The organism is Dactylosporangium sp. McL0621 (assembly GCF_049995355.1).
Lineage (GTDB): Bacteria > Actinomycetota > Actinomycetes > Mycobacteriales > Micromonosporaceae > Dactylosporangium.
The window spans coordinates 1,506,364-1,521,078 of the sequence record NZ_CP188259.1; the positions used below are offsets into that span (position 1 = coordinate 1,506,364).

Sequence of the window (14,715 nt, forward strand, 5' to 3'; positions counted from 1 at the left end):
GGGGCGGTCGAGGAGTCGTGGTTCGGACATGGCAGACTTGACCGACGGCCAATCAGGTTCCGGTTCACGCCCAGCGGGCGACCCGGCGACCACCGACGAAAGGACCAGGCCATGAAGCCGGACATTCACCCGGAGTACGCGACCACCGAGGTCAGCTGCTCCTGCGGCAACTCCTTCACCACCCGTAGCACCGCCAAGGGCGGTCAGATCCACGTGGAGACGTGCTCCGTCTGCCACCCGTTCTACACGGGCAAGCAGCGCGTGCTCGACACCGCGGGCCGGGTCGCGAAGTTCCAGCAGAAGTACGCGAAGGTCCAGGCCCAGAAGGCCGCCAAGTAGCTGCGCTTCCGGCGCCCGTCCGCGCCTCCCTCCGGAGGTCGCGGGCGGGCGCCGTTCTCGTGTTTTGACCCGCGGACCCCCAGGCTGGAGAGGACATGACCGCCGACACCCGGCTCGCCACGCTGTTGGCGGAGTACCAGGAGATCGAGCAGAAGCTCGCGGACCCGACGATCCACGCGGACCAGGCGCTGGCCCGCAAGACCGGCCGGCGCTTCGCCGAGCTGTCGCCGATCGCCAAGACCGCCGGCGAGCTCGACCAGGCCCGCGGGGACCTCACCGCCGCGCGCGAGCTCGCCAGCGAGGACGCGGCCTTCGCGGCCGAGGCCGACGAGCTGCAGGAGCGCATCCCCCACCTGGAGGAGCGCCTCGCCGAGCTGCTCGCCCCGCGCGACCCCAACGACGCCAAGGACGTGATCCTCGAGGTCAAGGCCGGCGAGGGCGGCGAGGAGTCGGCGCTGTTCGCGGGCGACCTGCTGCGGATGTACCAGCGGTACGCGGAGCGGCACGGCTGGCTCACCGAGGTGCTCGACTCCCAGGAGTCCGACCTCGGCGGCTACAAGGACGTCGCGATCGCCATCAAGACCCGCGGCATCCCCGACGGCGGCAACGGCGTCTGGTCGCGGCTGAAGTGGGAGGGCGGCGTGCACCGCGTCCAGCGGGTGCCGGCCACCGAGTCGCAGGGCCGCATCCACACCTCGGCGGCCGGCGTGCTGGTCACCCCCGAGGCGGAGGAGGCCGGCGAGGTCGAGATCGACGCCAACGACCTGCGCATCGACGTGTTCCGCTCGTCGGGGCCGGGCGGGCAGAGCGTCAACACGACCGACTCGGCGGTGCGCATCACCCACCTGCCGACCGGGATCGTGGTCTCCTGCCAGAACGAGCGCTCCCAGCTGCAGAACAAGGACCGCGCGATGCGGATGCTGCACGCCAAGCTGGTCGCGCTGTTCGAGGAGCAGGCGGCGGCCGCGGCCGGGGACGCGCGGCGCTCGCAGGTGCGCACGGTCGACCGTTCGGAGCGCATCCGGACGTACAACTACCCGCAGAACCGGATCTCCGACCACCGGATCGGTTACACGGCGTACAACCTGGACCTGGCGCTCGGCGGGGACCTCGACAGCGTGCTGGACGCGCTGGCCGAGGCCGACCGAAAGGCCCGCCTCGCGGGCGAGGACCAGCTCAGCCGGGGGTGACGGACGTCTAACGCCGACGTCACATCCCGGAAACGGTGCAGCGGCACTCTGGTGTCGGGTAGCGTTCCTCGCGAACCGAACCGCACCCACCGTGAGCACCGCCACACCCGGGAGGGCCGCCATGCCGTCGTCATCGACGCCCGTCGACATCTCCGCGGCGCCTCGTGCCGTGGTCAGCACCGCCGCCGAGCTGATCTTCCGGGTCGGCCGCTCGGTGCTGGGCGCCGAACGCGTCCCGACGGCGAAGGCGAACGCGTGGGCGGCGGTCTGCGCCGACCAGGAGCGCGCCCGCATCCGCGAGGAGAACGCGCGGATCCTGCTCGCGCGCTGAGCCTCCCGCGGGCCTCAGGACGCCGCGCAGGTCTCGGGACGCGGCGCGCAGGTCTCGGGACGCGGCGCGCAGGTCTCAGGACGCGGCGCGCGGGTCCCAGGACGCGGCGCGCAGGTCTCAGGACGCGGCGCGCAGGTCTCAGGACGCGGCGCGCGGGTCCCAGGACGCGGCGCGCAGGTCTCAGGACGCGGCGCGCAGGTCTCAGGACGCGGCGCGCAGGTCTCAGGACGCGGCGCGCGGGTCTCAGGACGCGGCGCGCGGGCGCGGCGTCTTCGCCCGCAGCATCGCGTGGTCGGCCGCCTCGAAGGCCTCGGCCACGGTCTGGAAGTCCTCGCCCGACAGCCCCGCCCAGCCGATCGTGACGCCCACCGGCGTGCCCGGCACGAGTGAGTGCCAGTCCTCCCCGGCCACCGCGACCTCGATGCGCCGCGAGATCTCGTGCGCCTCGCCCGCCGAGGTGGTCGGCAGCACCACCACGAACTCGTCGCCGCCGTAGCGGGCCACGAAGTCGCCCTTGCGCATGACGCGGTTGAGCACGCCCGCCACCCGCTGCAGCACCAGGTCGCCCGCCAGATGGCCGTGTACCGTGTTGACCTGCTTGAACCCGTCCAGGTCGCAGACGCCGAGGGCCGCGTGGCCGCCCGCCGCCACGAGCTTGGTGATGTGCTCCTCCAGGTAGCGGCGGTTCGGCAGGCCGGTGAGCGGGTCGGTCTGGGCCTCGCCCCGGTGGAAGTCGACCATGCGGGCCAGGTCCTCGTGGTCCAGCAGCGCCGCGACGCCGTCGACGAAGAGGTCGCGCAGCAGGTCGAGCTGCGTGTTGGCGGCGCGGTAGGCGATGCGGTCGGCGTGGTACGCCGAGCGGTAGTCGCCCGCCCCGAGGTGCGCCAGCGCGCGCAGGCGCAGCAGCTCGGCCGGGCCGAGCGAGTCGTCGCTGACGCGGGCCGTCTCCAGCCGGGCCACCGCCTCGATCGGGCGGCGCTCGGTGATCGCCTGGCACACCGCGCCCAGCGTGCGGAAGTCCCGGGCCCGGGTGGACAGGCCGGCCGACTCCAGCAGCGGCCACGGGTCGGTCTCGGGGGCGGCGCCACCGAGGGTGCCCAGCCGCACCACCGCGTAGCCCATCGCCCCGCGGGCCACCGGGCGCAGCCGGGCCACCTCGTCGTCGCGGACGCGGCGCTCGAGGTCGGTGGCGATGTCGCGCAGGATGCGCAGGCAGCCCTCGCTGTCGCCGCGGTGGTCGAGGTCCACGGCCAGGCGCAGGCGGATCTGCGGGGCCGCGAAGTCGGTGCCGGCCGTGGGCACCCCGACCTCGAGCGCCACCTCGCGCGCCTTCTCCATGGCGGAGAGCGCGTGGCCGTGGAAGCCGGTGTACGAGTACGCCATCGCGAGGTTGTGCCAGCCCCACGCCGTCTTCTCGTCGAGCAGCTCGACCGCGCCGAGCGCGCGGGAGCCGTGCACCAGCGCGCGCACGCAGTTGTTCAGGGAGCCGGCCCGCAGGGCCACGATCGCGGCCAGGGCCTGCAGCTCGCCGTACTGCCCGGGGTCCTGCAGGTGCCGGGCGGCGGCCAGGCCGGCGTCCAGCGCCGCGGCGTACTCCTCCGAGCGGCCCATGTTGATCAGCGTGATGAGCCGCAGCTTGAGCGCCTCGACCCGCTCCGCCGGCGCCTGGTCGCCGTCCGCGAGCACCCGGTCCACGACGGTCAGCGCCTCGCCGAGGCGGTCGTCGAAGATGAGCCGCCGCGCGCGCGTCAGCTCCGACGTGCGGTCCCCCACCGCCATCCGGCCCCCTTTCGGCGCGCCTCATGATTATGGGGTGCACCGAGTCGAAGATGACACGCCGGAACGTGAGTTGCCCACGCTACTTTCCGTCGCCTCCGCCACGCTCGCGGCCGCCGGGGTCGCCTCGCCGCGGGTCGACGCCGAGCTGCTGGCCGCGCACGTGCTCGGCGTGCCCCGGTCGCGCCTGCTGACCGCCGCGATCACCGCGGAGCAGGCCGCGGCGCTGGAGGACCTGGTGCGGCGGCGGGCGGAGCGGGTACCGCTGCAGCACATCACGGGCAGTGCGCCGTTCTACGGACTGGAGCTGGCCGTCGGGCCGGGCGTGTTCGTGCCGCGGTTCGAGACCGAGCTGCTCGTCGAGTGGGGCCTGAAGCAGGCGGCGTCCGTCGTCGTCGACCTGTGCGGCGGCTCGGGGGCGATCGCCGTCGCGTTCGCCGCGCAGCGCCCGGGCGCGGCCGTCGCCACCGTCGAGCGCTCCCCGGCCGCGCTGGCCTGGCTGCGGCGCAACGTGGCCGAGCATGCGCCCGGCGTCCGGGTGGTCGAGGGCGACATCGCCGATCCGGCCGTGCTCGCCGACCTGTCCGGGGCCGTCGATCTGGTGCTGTGCAACCCGCCGTACGTGCCGGAGGCGAGCCCCGTCGACGTCGAGGTGGCCGAGCACGACCCGCGCGAGGCGGTCTTCGCGGGCGCGGACGGGCTCGAGCTCATGCCCGCGGTCGCGCGGACCGCGGCACGGCTGCTGCGCCCGGGCGGGCGGCTCGGCATCGAGCACGACGACACCCAGGGCGGGTCGCTGCCCGCGCTGCTGCGCGCGACCGGCGACTTCGAAGACGTCGCGGACCACCGGGACCTGGCGGGCCGCCCGCGGTTCGTCACCGCGGCGCGGGCCGGCCGTTAAGGCGCCGTAGCCACCAGCAGGTTGGTCAGGAACGCGACCGTGGCGGCCGGGACGGCGTCCGTGCCCGCCAGCGTCTCGTCCAGCCACGCCTCGCGCACGATGCCGTTGCCGCGCAGGGGCGCGACCGCGTCGGGCTGCGCCCGCCAGTGGGCCACCACCAGCGCCGCCATCTCGCCCGCGCCGAGCTGGGCCTTGCTGCCCCGGCGGATGCGCTGGCGGATCTTGCGGGCCAGCCGGTTCGCGGTGACGCGCGCGGCCGCGGCGCGGGTGCCGAGCCCGCCCTGGCCCAGCTTGGCCGGGATGAGCCCGGAGTCCAGCGGCACCGCGGCCAGCGCCGGGTCGAGCCGCTGGATCAGCTGGCCGGTCAGCCGGCCGCCGCGCTTGTCGTCGGGCGAGACCGCGTGGGCGATCTGGATGAAGCGGCGGTCGAACATCGGGTTGATGAAGTGCCGGTTGGTGTGGGCCACCGAGCCGTGCGCGCCGGCCCAGCGCTGCATGCGCTGGTACAGGTAGAACTGGTCGGTCGCGAGCAGCCAGTCGGAGGACGTGCCCTCGAAGCCCGCCCAGATCAGGTCGAGCGCGTCGGTCTGCGCCGCGGCGGCGAAGCCCGGTTCGAGCGCCTGGTCCAGGACGCGCTCGTTGGCGTACAGCCGCCAGCTGGCCAGCTGCTCGACGTGGCGCCGCGAGGTGGTGGCGTGGCGGGGCTGGCCGAAGTACCAGAAACCGCGGCAGGCCTCGCCGCCCAGCCCCGAGAGCCGGTGCCCCTGTTCCAGGTGGCTCTCGGCCAGCAGGAGCGGGGCCAGCGCGAGCGGGCTGGCCATGCAGTCGAGCGCGGCCGCGGCCTCGAGCGCCAGCGCGTGGGCGTGCGCCGGCGTGATCGGGTCCTGGTCGTCGAGCCAGTAGATCTGGTGGTTCAGCCCGCACATCTCGGCGAGGCCGGCCGCGTGCCGGGCGTCGGAGCCGCCGTGCACGTCGACGGTGAGCGCGCGCAGGCCGGGCCGCAGCTTGGCCGGCACCGCGCACAGCAGCACCCGGGTGTCCTGGCCGCCGGTCAGCTGCAGCACCGTGTCGGGGTGGTCGCCGAGGTAGGCGGTCTGGAACTCCTCGAGCAGGCCCGCCATCTCCTCGGCGGCCGCGGCCACGCTGGGCGTCTCGCCGATCTCCAGCGACGGGTCGATGTACCGGTCGACGGCGACCCGGCCGGCGGCGAGCACCGCCAGCGACCCGGCCTCGAGCTTGCGCACGCCGCCGAACACGGTGCCCAGCCCGACCTGCCAGCCCACCAGGCTCTGCAGGCCCAGCGCGGCGGTGTTCAGCGGGGCGCCGGCGAGTGCCTTGAGGGCCAGGGCGCTCGTCGACACCGCGGCGATGCCGTCGCCCTGCCAGAAGAAGACCTGCCGGAAGCCCAGCCAGTCGGTCGCCACGACGATCGGGGCGCCGGGGCCGGCGCGGTGTGCGGCCGCGAACGGCGGCACCAGCGCGGCCAGGGCCTCGCCGTCCACGCCGGCGCCGTCCTTGAGCAGTGCGGCCAGGGCGTCGGCCGAGACCTCGCCGGAGCGCGTGCGGGCCGCCTTGCCGAGCCGCACGGTGAAGGCGCGGGCCCCCTCGTCGACGCGGTCGCCCGTGTCTTCGGTACCGAGTGCGACCCACCCGTCGTCGCCGGTGTGCACCGTGGCGTCGCCGAGCGCGCTGACCGCCGCCGGCGCCGCGGCGACCGCCGACCCGGGGGCGAAGGAGACCGCGAGGAAGGACCTCACCGTGAGCACGCCGACGCAACGAGCGAATGCATGGCGGCCATCGTAGTCCCCGCGCCCGGACGGCCGGATGACGCAAATTTGACAACGTGGGGGCACCGGCGGGGCCTGTGGTTAACTCTGCGGGTGTTGCGTCGAATGTGGGCGAGGCGAACGCTGGCCGACGCTTTCTCGCCGAGAGACAACAGCTTCGGCTTCCTCCGGCTCTTCTTCGCCTTCCTGGTCCTGCTGTCGCACACCTATCCGCTGGGTTACGGCCGCGACGACCCCGGTGCCGGCATCACCAACGGCCAGGCCGAACTGGGTGAAATCGGGATCATCGGATTCTTCGTCATTTCCGGCTTCCTCATCACCCGCAGCGGGCTGCGGTTCGGTCTCGGCCGCTTTCTCTGGCACCGGGCCCTGCGGATCCTGCCCGGGTTCTGGGTCTGCCTGGCGTTCACCGCGTTCGTCCTCGCGCCGCTGGTCGCGCTGCTGGAGCGCGGCAACCTCCGCGGGTTCTGGTCGCATTCCGACGGCCCGGTGCAATACGTCGTGAAGAACCTGTTCGTGGCGATGCAGCAATACGGCATCTCGGACCTTCTGCGCGATACCCCGTATGCGCACCGGACCGGCGACTCCGTGTTCGACGGCTCGCTGTGGAGCCTGATGTACGAGGTCGGCTGCTATTTCATGATCGGTGGACTGGCCCTCGTCGGCGTGCTCAAGCGCGCAAAGGTCGTGGTGCTCGTCATGGCCGCGGCCGGCTTCGCCGTGATGGTGTACGACCTGATCCAGGCCCCGCATGTGCCCGGCCCGCAGGGAATCCACGGCCCGGTGTTCGGATTTCACGGCCTGGACCGGTACTCGCTCATTTACCTGACGTATCTGTTCCTGCTCGGCGCGGTGTTCGAGCTGTACAAGAACCGCATCGTCATGAACGACGCGGGCGCCGTCCTGGCCGTCGTCGTGGTGGTGGCCACGGTGGAGCTCGGCGGCGTCGACGTGCTCGGCTACCCGGCCTTCGCCTACCTCATCCTGTGGTCCGCCATCCGGCTGCCCAAGTGGCTGCGGGGCATCGGCCGGCGGCAGGACTACTCGTACGGCTTCTACATCTACGCGTTCCCGGTGCAGCAGCTGCTGGTGCTCTTCGGCGTGCCGGACTGGGGCCTGTGGACGTACGCCCTGGTCGCCACGGTCGGCACCTTCGCGCTGGCGGTGCCGTCCTGGCACCTCGTCGAGCGCCCCGCGATGCGGTTCAAGGACTGGACCCCGCGGTGGGCTCAGCGGACCACGGCGGGGGACCAGGCGTCGGGGATGAGCACGCGCGAGGCGCCCGAGCCGTCGGCCGCCGCGACCCAGACGTCGCTGGCCGAGGGGCCCTCGCCGGCGCGCGGCAGGCCGTAGACCACCTGGTTGTCGTCGAGCCACTCGATCTGGTCGTCCACGCTGCGCGGCTCGGCCACGGCGGTGGCCTTGCCGGTGGCGATGTCGTAGACGCTGATGCCCCACTGCCCGGCCGGGCGCCCGGCCCGCGTCTTGAACGCGATCCGCTTGCCGTCCGGCGACAGCGACGGGCACTCGGCGTCCTCCCGCACCGCCTCCAGCCGGCTCGCGGACAGGGTGCCGCGCACCAGCCAGGTCTTGCTGCCCGAGGCGGCGGTCGCGTAGAAGTGGTCGTCGTCGGCGAAGGTGACGCCCCACATGTTGCGGTCCTTGGCGTCGATCGCCTTGCCGTTGACGGTGAGGGCGAACTGCTCGATGTTGGTGGTCTGGTGGGTGGCGGTGTTCGTCACCAGCGTCTCGGTCGAGAACTGGCCCGGCGAGGAGTAGTCGTGGCCCGAGACGAACGTCGTGGTGGCGACCAGCGTGCCGTCGCGCGAGAGCCGGGTGCGGCTGGGCACGCCCGACAGCGGCAGGTCCAGGACGGGGGACCAGTCCGGCCCGAGGACCTTGGCCGTGTACGTGGTGACGAGCGACGGCTTCGCGAACAGGCACACGGCCTGGCCCTCCCGGGCGTACACCCGGTCGCAGCTCACCGGCGTCAGCGCGCGCGGGCCGGCCGGCGCGCTGAGCGGCACCTCGGCGACGCGGCCGTAGTTGTCGCCCAGGGCGGTGCTGCGAAAGACGATGTGCGGCTGGCTCTGTACCGCCGACAGGTCCTGCGTGGCCAGCGGCGGCGCGTCCTCGGCCGCCTGGGTCTGGGCCCGGCGCGCGAACACGACGTAGCCCACGGAGCTGAGCACGGCGAGGACGACCACCACACCCAGAGCGATCAGTTTGGCGCGTGTGGTCACGCCGTCACCTCCGCAAGCTCCGGCGCCGGCGCGACAACACTGTGCCCATGGTGAGCGGCCCCTCCGCTTCGCTCCGGACCGCTCACGCCGTCACCTCCGCAAGCTCCGGCGCCGGCGCGACAACACTGTGCCCATGGTGAGCGGCCCCTCCGCTTCGCTCCGGACCGCTCACGCCGTCACCTCCGCAAGCTCCGGCGCCGGCGCGACAACACTGTGCCCATGGTGAGCGGCCCCTCCGCTTCGCTCCGGACCGCTCACGTCACCGGGGCCTCTCGGTTGCGCAGGAGCCACAGGGCCAGGGCGAGCGCGGCGGCGAGCAGCCCGGCCACGAGGTAGAGGGCGTGGGCGCTGCCGAGCAGCAGCCACAGGCTGCCGAACGCCAGCGAGGACGCGAACCGGGCCAGCACGACAACGGTCTGGGCCGCCGCGATGCCGCTGCCCCGCGCCTGCGCGTCGACCAGCGGGGTCACCAGCGCCGGCAGCACGCCGTCGGTGGCGGCGTAGTAGGTGCCGATCAGCGCCAGCACCAGGACCGTCGCCACCCCGCCGCTGAACGGCCCGGCGGCGAACAGGTAGACGCACAGCAGCGCGACGTGGCCGCCCAGGAAGACCTTGGTCCGGCCGATGCGGTCGGCGAGGCGCCCGAACGGGATGGCGAGCAGCAGGTACGCGAGGTTCGTGCCGACGTACAGCAGCGGGAAGTACTTGGCCGCCAGGTGGTCGCGCTGCTGCAGCGACAGGTACAGGAAGCCGTCGCCGACGGTGAACAGCGCCAGCAGCCCGGCCGCGATCAGCGGGCGACGCAGCCGGGCCCCGGTCACCTCGCGCAACAGGCTGCCGATGCTCTGGGCCCGCCGCGCGAGCTTCGTCCGGTGGTTCGGAACGAACAGCACGATGACGGCCACGCCCACGAAGGCGAACCCGGAGGACACGACCCAGACCGAGTTGTAGTCGCCCGGCACGAGCAGGAGCATCGAGAAGGCGACCAGCGGCCCGATGGCCGCGCCGATGGTGTCGAGCGTACGGTGTACCCCGAACGCGCGGCCGAGGCCCTTCGGGTCGGACGCGTCGGCGATGATGGCGTCCCGCGGCGCCGTGCGCAGGCCCTTGCCCAGCCGATCCGCGGTCACGACGGCGCTGATCGCGCCGAGGTTGTGCGCGACGAGCATGCCCACGCGGCTCAGGGCGGACAGCCCGTAGCCGACGGTCGCGACCCACTTGGGCTGGTTGGACCGGTCGCCGGCGTAGCCGCCGCCGATGCGCAGCAGCGCGCTGACGCCCTGGTACAGGCCGTCGACGAAGCCGTACGCGAGGACGCCCAGGCCCATCTCGGCCGTGAGGTACAGCGGCAGCACCGCGTTCACCATCTCCGAGGAGATGTCGGTGAGCAGGCTGACGATGCCGAGCAGGAACACGGTGGTGGCGACCCGCGGGACCACCCTGGACCGCGACGCCGGGTCCGGCTTGCCGCCCGGACGGTCCCGCAGGGTCAGGTACATCTGGCGCGTCTCACCTTCGTGCGGCCCGCAGCGCCTCCACCACGGCCTCCTGCTGCTGCGGCGTGATCTGCGGGAACAACGGCAGGGTCAGGATCTCCACGGCCGCTCGCTCCGCGTGCGGGAAACTGCCCTTGGCGTACCCCAGGCCGGCGAACGCCGGCGTGAGGTGGATCGGGTACGGATAGTGGATGCCCGCGCCGACGCCGGCGGCGTTGAGCCGGGCCAGCACCTCGTCGCGGCGGGTGGACGTGCCGTCGGCACTGGCCTCCCGCACCACGTAAAGGTGCCACACGTGCTCGTTGCCGTCCAGCGTCACCGGCCGGGTCACGCCGACCCCTTCGAGCAGCTCGTCGTACCGCGCGGCGGCGGCCCGGCGGGCGGCGTTCCAGCCGGCGAGGCGGTTCAGCTTCGCCCGCAGGACCACCGCCTGCAGCGCGTCCAGCCGGCTGTTGACCCCGATCACGTCGTGGACGTACTTGGTCAGGCCGCCGTGGCTGCTGATGGTGCGCACCGAGACCGCGAGGGCCTCGTCGGCGGTGACGACCGCGCCGGCGTCGCCGTAGGCGCCCAGGTTCTTGCCGGGGTAGAAGCTCGTCGCGGCGATGCCCTCCGCGCCGGCGCCCGCGCCGAAGCGCGTCGCGCCCTGGCACTGCGCGGCGTCCTCGACGATGACCACGCCGGTGCCGGCCAGGCCGGCCCGCAGCCGCTCGACCGGCGCGAGCTGGCCGTAGAGGTGGACCGGGATGACGGCCTTGGTCGCCGGGCCGACGGCGGCCAGCGCCGCGTCGACGTCGATGAGGTAGGTGACCGGGTCGCAGTCGACGAGCACGACCCGCGCGTGCACCCGGGCCACCGCCTCGGCGGTGGCGATGAAGGTGTTCGCGGGCAGGATGACCTCGTCGCCCGGCCCGACGCCGACCGCGCGCAGCGCGAGCTCCAGCGCGTCCGTGCCGTTCGCGACCCCGACGCAGTGGGCGACGCCGCTGAACTCCGCGTACTCGCGCTCGAAGGCCGTCACCTCCGCGCCGCCGATGAACGCGGTGTCGGCCATGATGCGCTTGAATCCGAGGTCGACGTCTTCGGCGACCTCGGCGTGGGCGGCCTTCAGGTCGACAAGGGGAATCATGAAGCGGTACTCCCAACGGTACGGAACGATCCGGCGAGCTTGCGCAGGACGCCGACGATGTGGTCCTGGTCGTCCTCGGTGAGGGCGTGGTGCAGCGGCAGGATGAGCGAGTCGCGGGTGAGCCGCTCGGTGTTCGGCAGCCCGGCCGGCGGCACGACGTCCTGGTACGCCGGCTCCAGGTGCGAGGCCATGATGCCGCGCCGCGCGGAGACCCCGGCCGCGGCGAGCTCGGTCAGCACCTGGTCGCGGGTGACCCCGAACTCGGGGGAGAGCAGGACCCAGAACGACTGGAAGTTGCTCTCGCCGTACGCCGGGTCGCGCACCGCCCACAGCCCGTCGATGCCGGCGAGCAGCTCCTGATAGCGCGCGGCGAGCTGACGCCGCTGGGCCACCAGGCCGGTGAGCCGGCCGAGCTGCACCAGACCGACCGCGGCCTGGATGTCGGTCATCCGGAAGTTCCAGCCGGTCTCGAGGTAGGCCTCGAGGATCGGCTGCGCGCTCTTGTGCCGGTCCGCGGCGGAGACGTTCATGCCGTGCTCGCGCAGCCGCCGCAGCCGCGCCGCGCGGTCCGCGTCGTCCAGCGTGATCATGCCGCCCTCGCCGGTCGTGATGACCTTGCGCGGGTGGAAGGACCAGGCCGACAGCAGCGAGCCGGCGCCGACCGGCGCCCCGTAGGCGGTGGAGCCGGCGGCGCACGCGGCGTCCTCGACGAGGGGGATGCCCCAGCCGGTCGCGGCCTGGCGCAGCGACCGGACGTCGAACGGCAGACCGCCCTGGTGCACCGCGATGATCGCGGCGGTGCGCGCCGTGCGCACCTCGTCCAGCGTCGCCACGGTCACGTTGCCGGTCTCGATGTCCACGTCGGCGAAGATCGGCGTGGCGCCCACGTAGCGGACCGCGTTCGCGGTGGCGATGAACGACAGCGACGGCACGATCACCTCGTCGCCCGGCCCGACGCCGAGCGCGATGAGCGCGAGGTGCAGCGCCGTGGTGCACGAGCTGACGGCCACGCCGTGCTCCGCGCCGACCAGCGCGCTGAAGGAGCGCTCGAACTCGGCGACGCGCGGGCCCTGGGCGACCCACCCGCTGCGGACGGCGTCGGCGGCGGCCTGCGCCTCCTCCTCGCCCAGCTTCGGGATCATCACCGGGATGGTGGCGCTCACTTGGCGTCCCCGCCCGCGCCCTGGTCGGCGAAGCGCTCGGCCCGCCACCACTCGACCAGGCCTTGCAGGCCCTCGTCCAGGCCGATCTGCGACCGGAACCCGATCCCGCCGTCGGCGTGCGAGATGTCGGCCAGGCGCCGCGTGACGCCGTTGACCGCGCGGGCCGGCCCGTGCTCGGGGCTCAGGTCCGACTTCATCACCGCGCTGAGGGCGGCGGCCAGCTCCTTGAGGCTGGTCTCCTCGCCGCTGGCGATGTTGAACACGTCGTCGGTCACGTCGGCCTCGGCGGCGAGAATGTTCGCGCGCGCGATGTCGGCGACGTGGACGAAGTCCATCGTCTGCAGCCCGTCGCCGAGGATCAGCGGCGGGGTGCCCGACTCGATGCGCTCCATCCAGCGGATCAGGACCTCGGTGTAGACGCCGTGGACGTCCATGCGCGGGCCGTACACGTTGAAGTACCGCAGCGCCACGTAGTCCAGCCCGTACATCGCGTGGAAGCTGCGCAGCATGCCCTCGTTGAACGCCTTGGCCGCGCCGTAGAACGTGTCGTTGTTGTACGGGTGGTGCCGCTCGGTGGTCGGGAACTGCTCGGCCAGGCCGTAGACCGACGCCGAGGAGGACGCGACGACCTTCTTCACGCCGGCCGCCTGGGCCGCCTCGAGCACGTTGAACGTGCCGTCGACGAGCACCTCGTTGGCCAGGCGCGGCTCGCTGGCGCACTGGGTGATCCGGATGGCCGCGAGGTGGAAGACGAGGTCGATGCCCTGGCTGAGCTCGTGCACCAGCGCGGCGTCGCGGATGTCGCCCTCGACGATCCGGACCGGGCCGTTGGCGCTCGCCCAGGCCAGGTTGGCCCGGCGGCCCCGGACCAGGTTGTCCAGCACCACGATGTCGGCGGCGCCGCCGCGCACGAGCAGGTCGACGACGTGGGAGCCGATGGTGCCGGCGCCCCCGGTCACCAGGACGCGCGCGCCGCGAATCGGCACAGATGCCTTGCCCATCAGTTTTCAACCTCCAGGGGAACAGCCACTCCGCCGCCGGCGAGGCTACGCGACGCCGCCTCCAGGATCTCCAGCACCCGCAGCCCGGCCCGGCCGTCGGTGAGCGACGGCACGCCGGTGTGGATGGCCGAGGCGAACGCGGCGACCATCTGCCCGAGCGCCTCCTTCTCGACCAGCGCGGGCGCGAGCATGTCGCCCGAGCGGTACGAGACCTGCATGTCGCGGCGCTGGTCGGGGGCCAGCTCGTCCGGGGCGGCGACCTCCACGCCCCGGTCGTAGATGGCGATGCGCTGGGTGGGGCTCAGGTCGTCCCAGACCAGCGTCCGCTTCGAGCCGCCGACGAGCGTCGTGCGCACCTTGATCGGCGAGAGCCAGTTGACGTGGATGTGCGCGATGGCGCCGGTGTTGAGCTGCAGCGTGAGATAGCCCACGCAGGCGCGGCCGGCGCCGATCGGGTCCGCGCCGTGCGCGCTGACGGTGACCGGCCGGACCCCCTCCGGCAGCACGTAGTCCAGGATGGACAGATCGTGCGGGGCCAGGTCCCAGATGACGTCGATGTCGCGCTGCACCAGGCCGAGGTTGATCCGCACCGAGTCCAGGTAGTGCACTTCGCCCAGCTCGCCGCTGTGCACGGCCTCGCGGATCCGCGTGACGGCCGGGGTGTAGCAGTACGTGTGGTCGCACATCAGGGCCAGGCCGCGCGCGTCGGCCTCGGCCACCAGCCGGCGGCCCTCGGCGACCGTGGCCGCCAGCGGCTTCTCGACCAGGACGTGCTTGTCCGCCTGCAGCGCGGCCAGCGCCACGTCGAGGTGGGTGCCCGCCGGGGTGGCGATGGCGACCGCCTGCACGGCCGGGTCGGCCAGCACGGCGCTCAGGTCCGAGGTGGCCTCGACGGTGGAGTAGCCGCCGAGCACGCGCCGGGCACGCGCCACGTCGAGGTCACACAGGGCCTGCAGACGGAAGGCCGGCGACGCCATGAAGTTGCGTACGAGGTTCGGGCCCCAGTAGCCGGCCCCAACGACGGCTACGCCGATCGGCTGAGAGTCAACCTGGACGTTTGTTGAATTCACAGATGCTCGATTCGGTCAACAGTCGACATAGGCCGAGAGGCGGACGATTTCTGGCACAACGTGTTGAGCGCGAGGCGCACACAGCAGGGGCAAGCTACCGCCACCGTCAAGCAATGGAGCACCACTGACGGAAATCTGGCACAGTGATCCTTTTCCCGCAACGACCGGTGGCCTGATCATTCGCCGTGAATACCGACGATCGTTGCTGTGTATGGTATCTGTGGCGAGGTCAACGCCGCGGCGCGGGTGCAGCCGGACATGTGTCACGTGCGCAGCCCGTGAATGGACA

General features: G+C 72.9%; 12 protein-coding genes. 5 read left to right on the forward strand and 7 right to left on the reverse strand.

Annotation, left to right across the window (positions count from 1 at the left end; all coding sequences use genetic code 11):
* Positions 1–111: 111 nt before the first annotated feature.
* From rpmE to ACPPVO_RS06935, 3 genes are all read left to right on the forward strand, one after another.
* A complete protein-coding gene (gene rpmE / locus ACPPVO_RS06925; RefSeq protein ID WP_360368958.1) occupies positions 112–339 on the forward strand; it encodes a 50S ribosomal protein L31 in 228 nt (75 codons plus the stop codon).
* Positions 340–434: 95 nt separating this feature from the next.
* The gene (prfA, locus tag ACPPVO_RS06930) at positions 435–1,529 is read left to right on the forward strand and encodes a peptide chain release factor 1 (protein WP_426510424.1); all 1,095 of its coding nucleotides are present in this window, start codon (positions 435–437) and stop codon (positions 1,527–1,529) included.
* Between the two features lie 121 nt (positions 1,530–1,650).
* The gene (locus ACPPVO_RS06935; RefSeq protein WP_426510425.1) at positions 1,651–1,860 is read left to right on the forward strand and encodes a hypothetical protein; all 210 of its coding nucleotides are present in this window, start codon (positions 1,651–1,653) and stop codon (positions 1,858–1,860) included.
* Between the two features lie 243 nt (positions 1,861–2,103).
* Here the strand turns inward: ACPPVO_RS06935 and ACPPVO_RS06940 are convergent, their stop codons facing one another.
* Positions 2,104–3,639, reverse strand: a complete 1,536-nt coding sequence (locus ACPPVO_RS06940; RefSeq protein ID WP_426510427.1) for a diguanylate cyclase domain-containing protein — start codon at positions 3,637–3,639, stop codon at positions 2,104–2,106.
* 34 nt (positions 3,640–3,673) lie between these two features.
* Here ACPPVO_RS06940 and prmC point away from each other — a divergent pair, with 34 nt between their 5' ends.
* Complete coding sequence (gene prmC / locus ACPPVO_RS06945; RefSeq protein WP_426510428.1) at positions 3,674–4,537, forward strand: peptide chain release factor N(5)-glutamine methyltransferase; 864 nt, start codon at positions 3,674–3,676, stop codon at positions 4,535–4,537.
* Here prmC and ACPPVO_RS06950 read toward each other — a convergent pair.
* Positions 4,534–6,294, reverse strand: coding sequence for a hypothetical protein (locus ACPPVO_RS06950; RefSeq protein WP_426510429.1), 1,761 nt, complete (start codon positions 6,292–6,294; stop codon positions 4,534–4,536). The genes prmC and ACPPVO_RS06950 overlap by 4 nt on opposite strands.
* A 135-nt stretch (positions 6,295–6,429) precedes the next feature.
* On the opposite strand from ACPPVO_RS06950, the gene ACPPVO_RS06955 reads away from it, so the two are divergent.
* Positions 6,430–7,677, forward strand: a complete 1,248-nt coding sequence (locus tag ACPPVO_RS06955; protein WP_426510430.1) for an acyltransferase family protein — start codon at positions 6,430–6,432, stop codon at positions 7,675–7,677.
* 1,144 nt (positions 7,678–8,821) lie between these two features.
* Here the strand turns inward: ACPPVO_RS06955 and ACPPVO_RS06960 are convergent.
* The 5 genes from ACPPVO_RS06960 to ACPPVO_RS06980 are packed head-to-tail and all read right to left on the reverse strand — an operon-like array spanning position 8,822 to position 14,426.
* Positions 8,822–10,066, reverse strand: a complete 1,245-nt coding sequence (locus ACPPVO_RS06960) for an MFS transporter (protein ID WP_426510431.1) — start codon at positions 10,064–10,066, stop codon at positions 8,822–8,824.
* Positions 10,067–10,076: 10 nt separating this feature from the next.
* On the reverse strand, positions 10,077–11,192 hold the full coding sequence (locus tag ACPPVO_RS06965; protein WP_426510432.1) for a DegT/DnrJ/EryC1/StrS family aminotransferase: 1,116 nt from the start codon (positions 11,190–11,192) through the stop codon (positions 10,077–10,079).
* Complete coding sequence (locus ACPPVO_RS06970) at positions 11,189–12,355, reverse strand: DegT/DnrJ/EryC1/StrS family aminotransferase (RefSeq protein WP_426510433.1); 1,167 nt, start codon at positions 12,353–12,355, stop codon at positions 11,189–11,191. Before ACPPVO_RS06970 ends, ACPPVO_RS06965 begins: the two co-directional genes overlap by 4 nt.
* Entirely contained in the window at positions 12,352–13,356 is a 1,005-nt protein-coding gene (locus ACPPVO_RS06975; protein ID WP_426510434.1) for an NAD-dependent epimerase/dehydratase family protein, read from the reverse strand. The genes ACPPVO_RS06970 and ACPPVO_RS06975 overlap by 4 nt, the downstream gene beginning before the upstream one ends.
* Positions 13,356–14,426 carry a Gfo/Idh/MocA family protein gene (locus ACPPVO_RS06980; RefSeq protein ID WP_426510435.1) on the reverse strand — a complete coding sequence of 357 codons (1,071 nt, stop codon included), beginning with the start codon at positions 14,424–14,426 and terminating at the stop codon, positions 13,356–13,358. The genes ACPPVO_RS06975 and ACPPVO_RS06980 overlap by 1 nt, the downstream gene beginning before the upstream one ends.
* Positions 14,427–14,715: the final 289 nt, after the last annotated feature.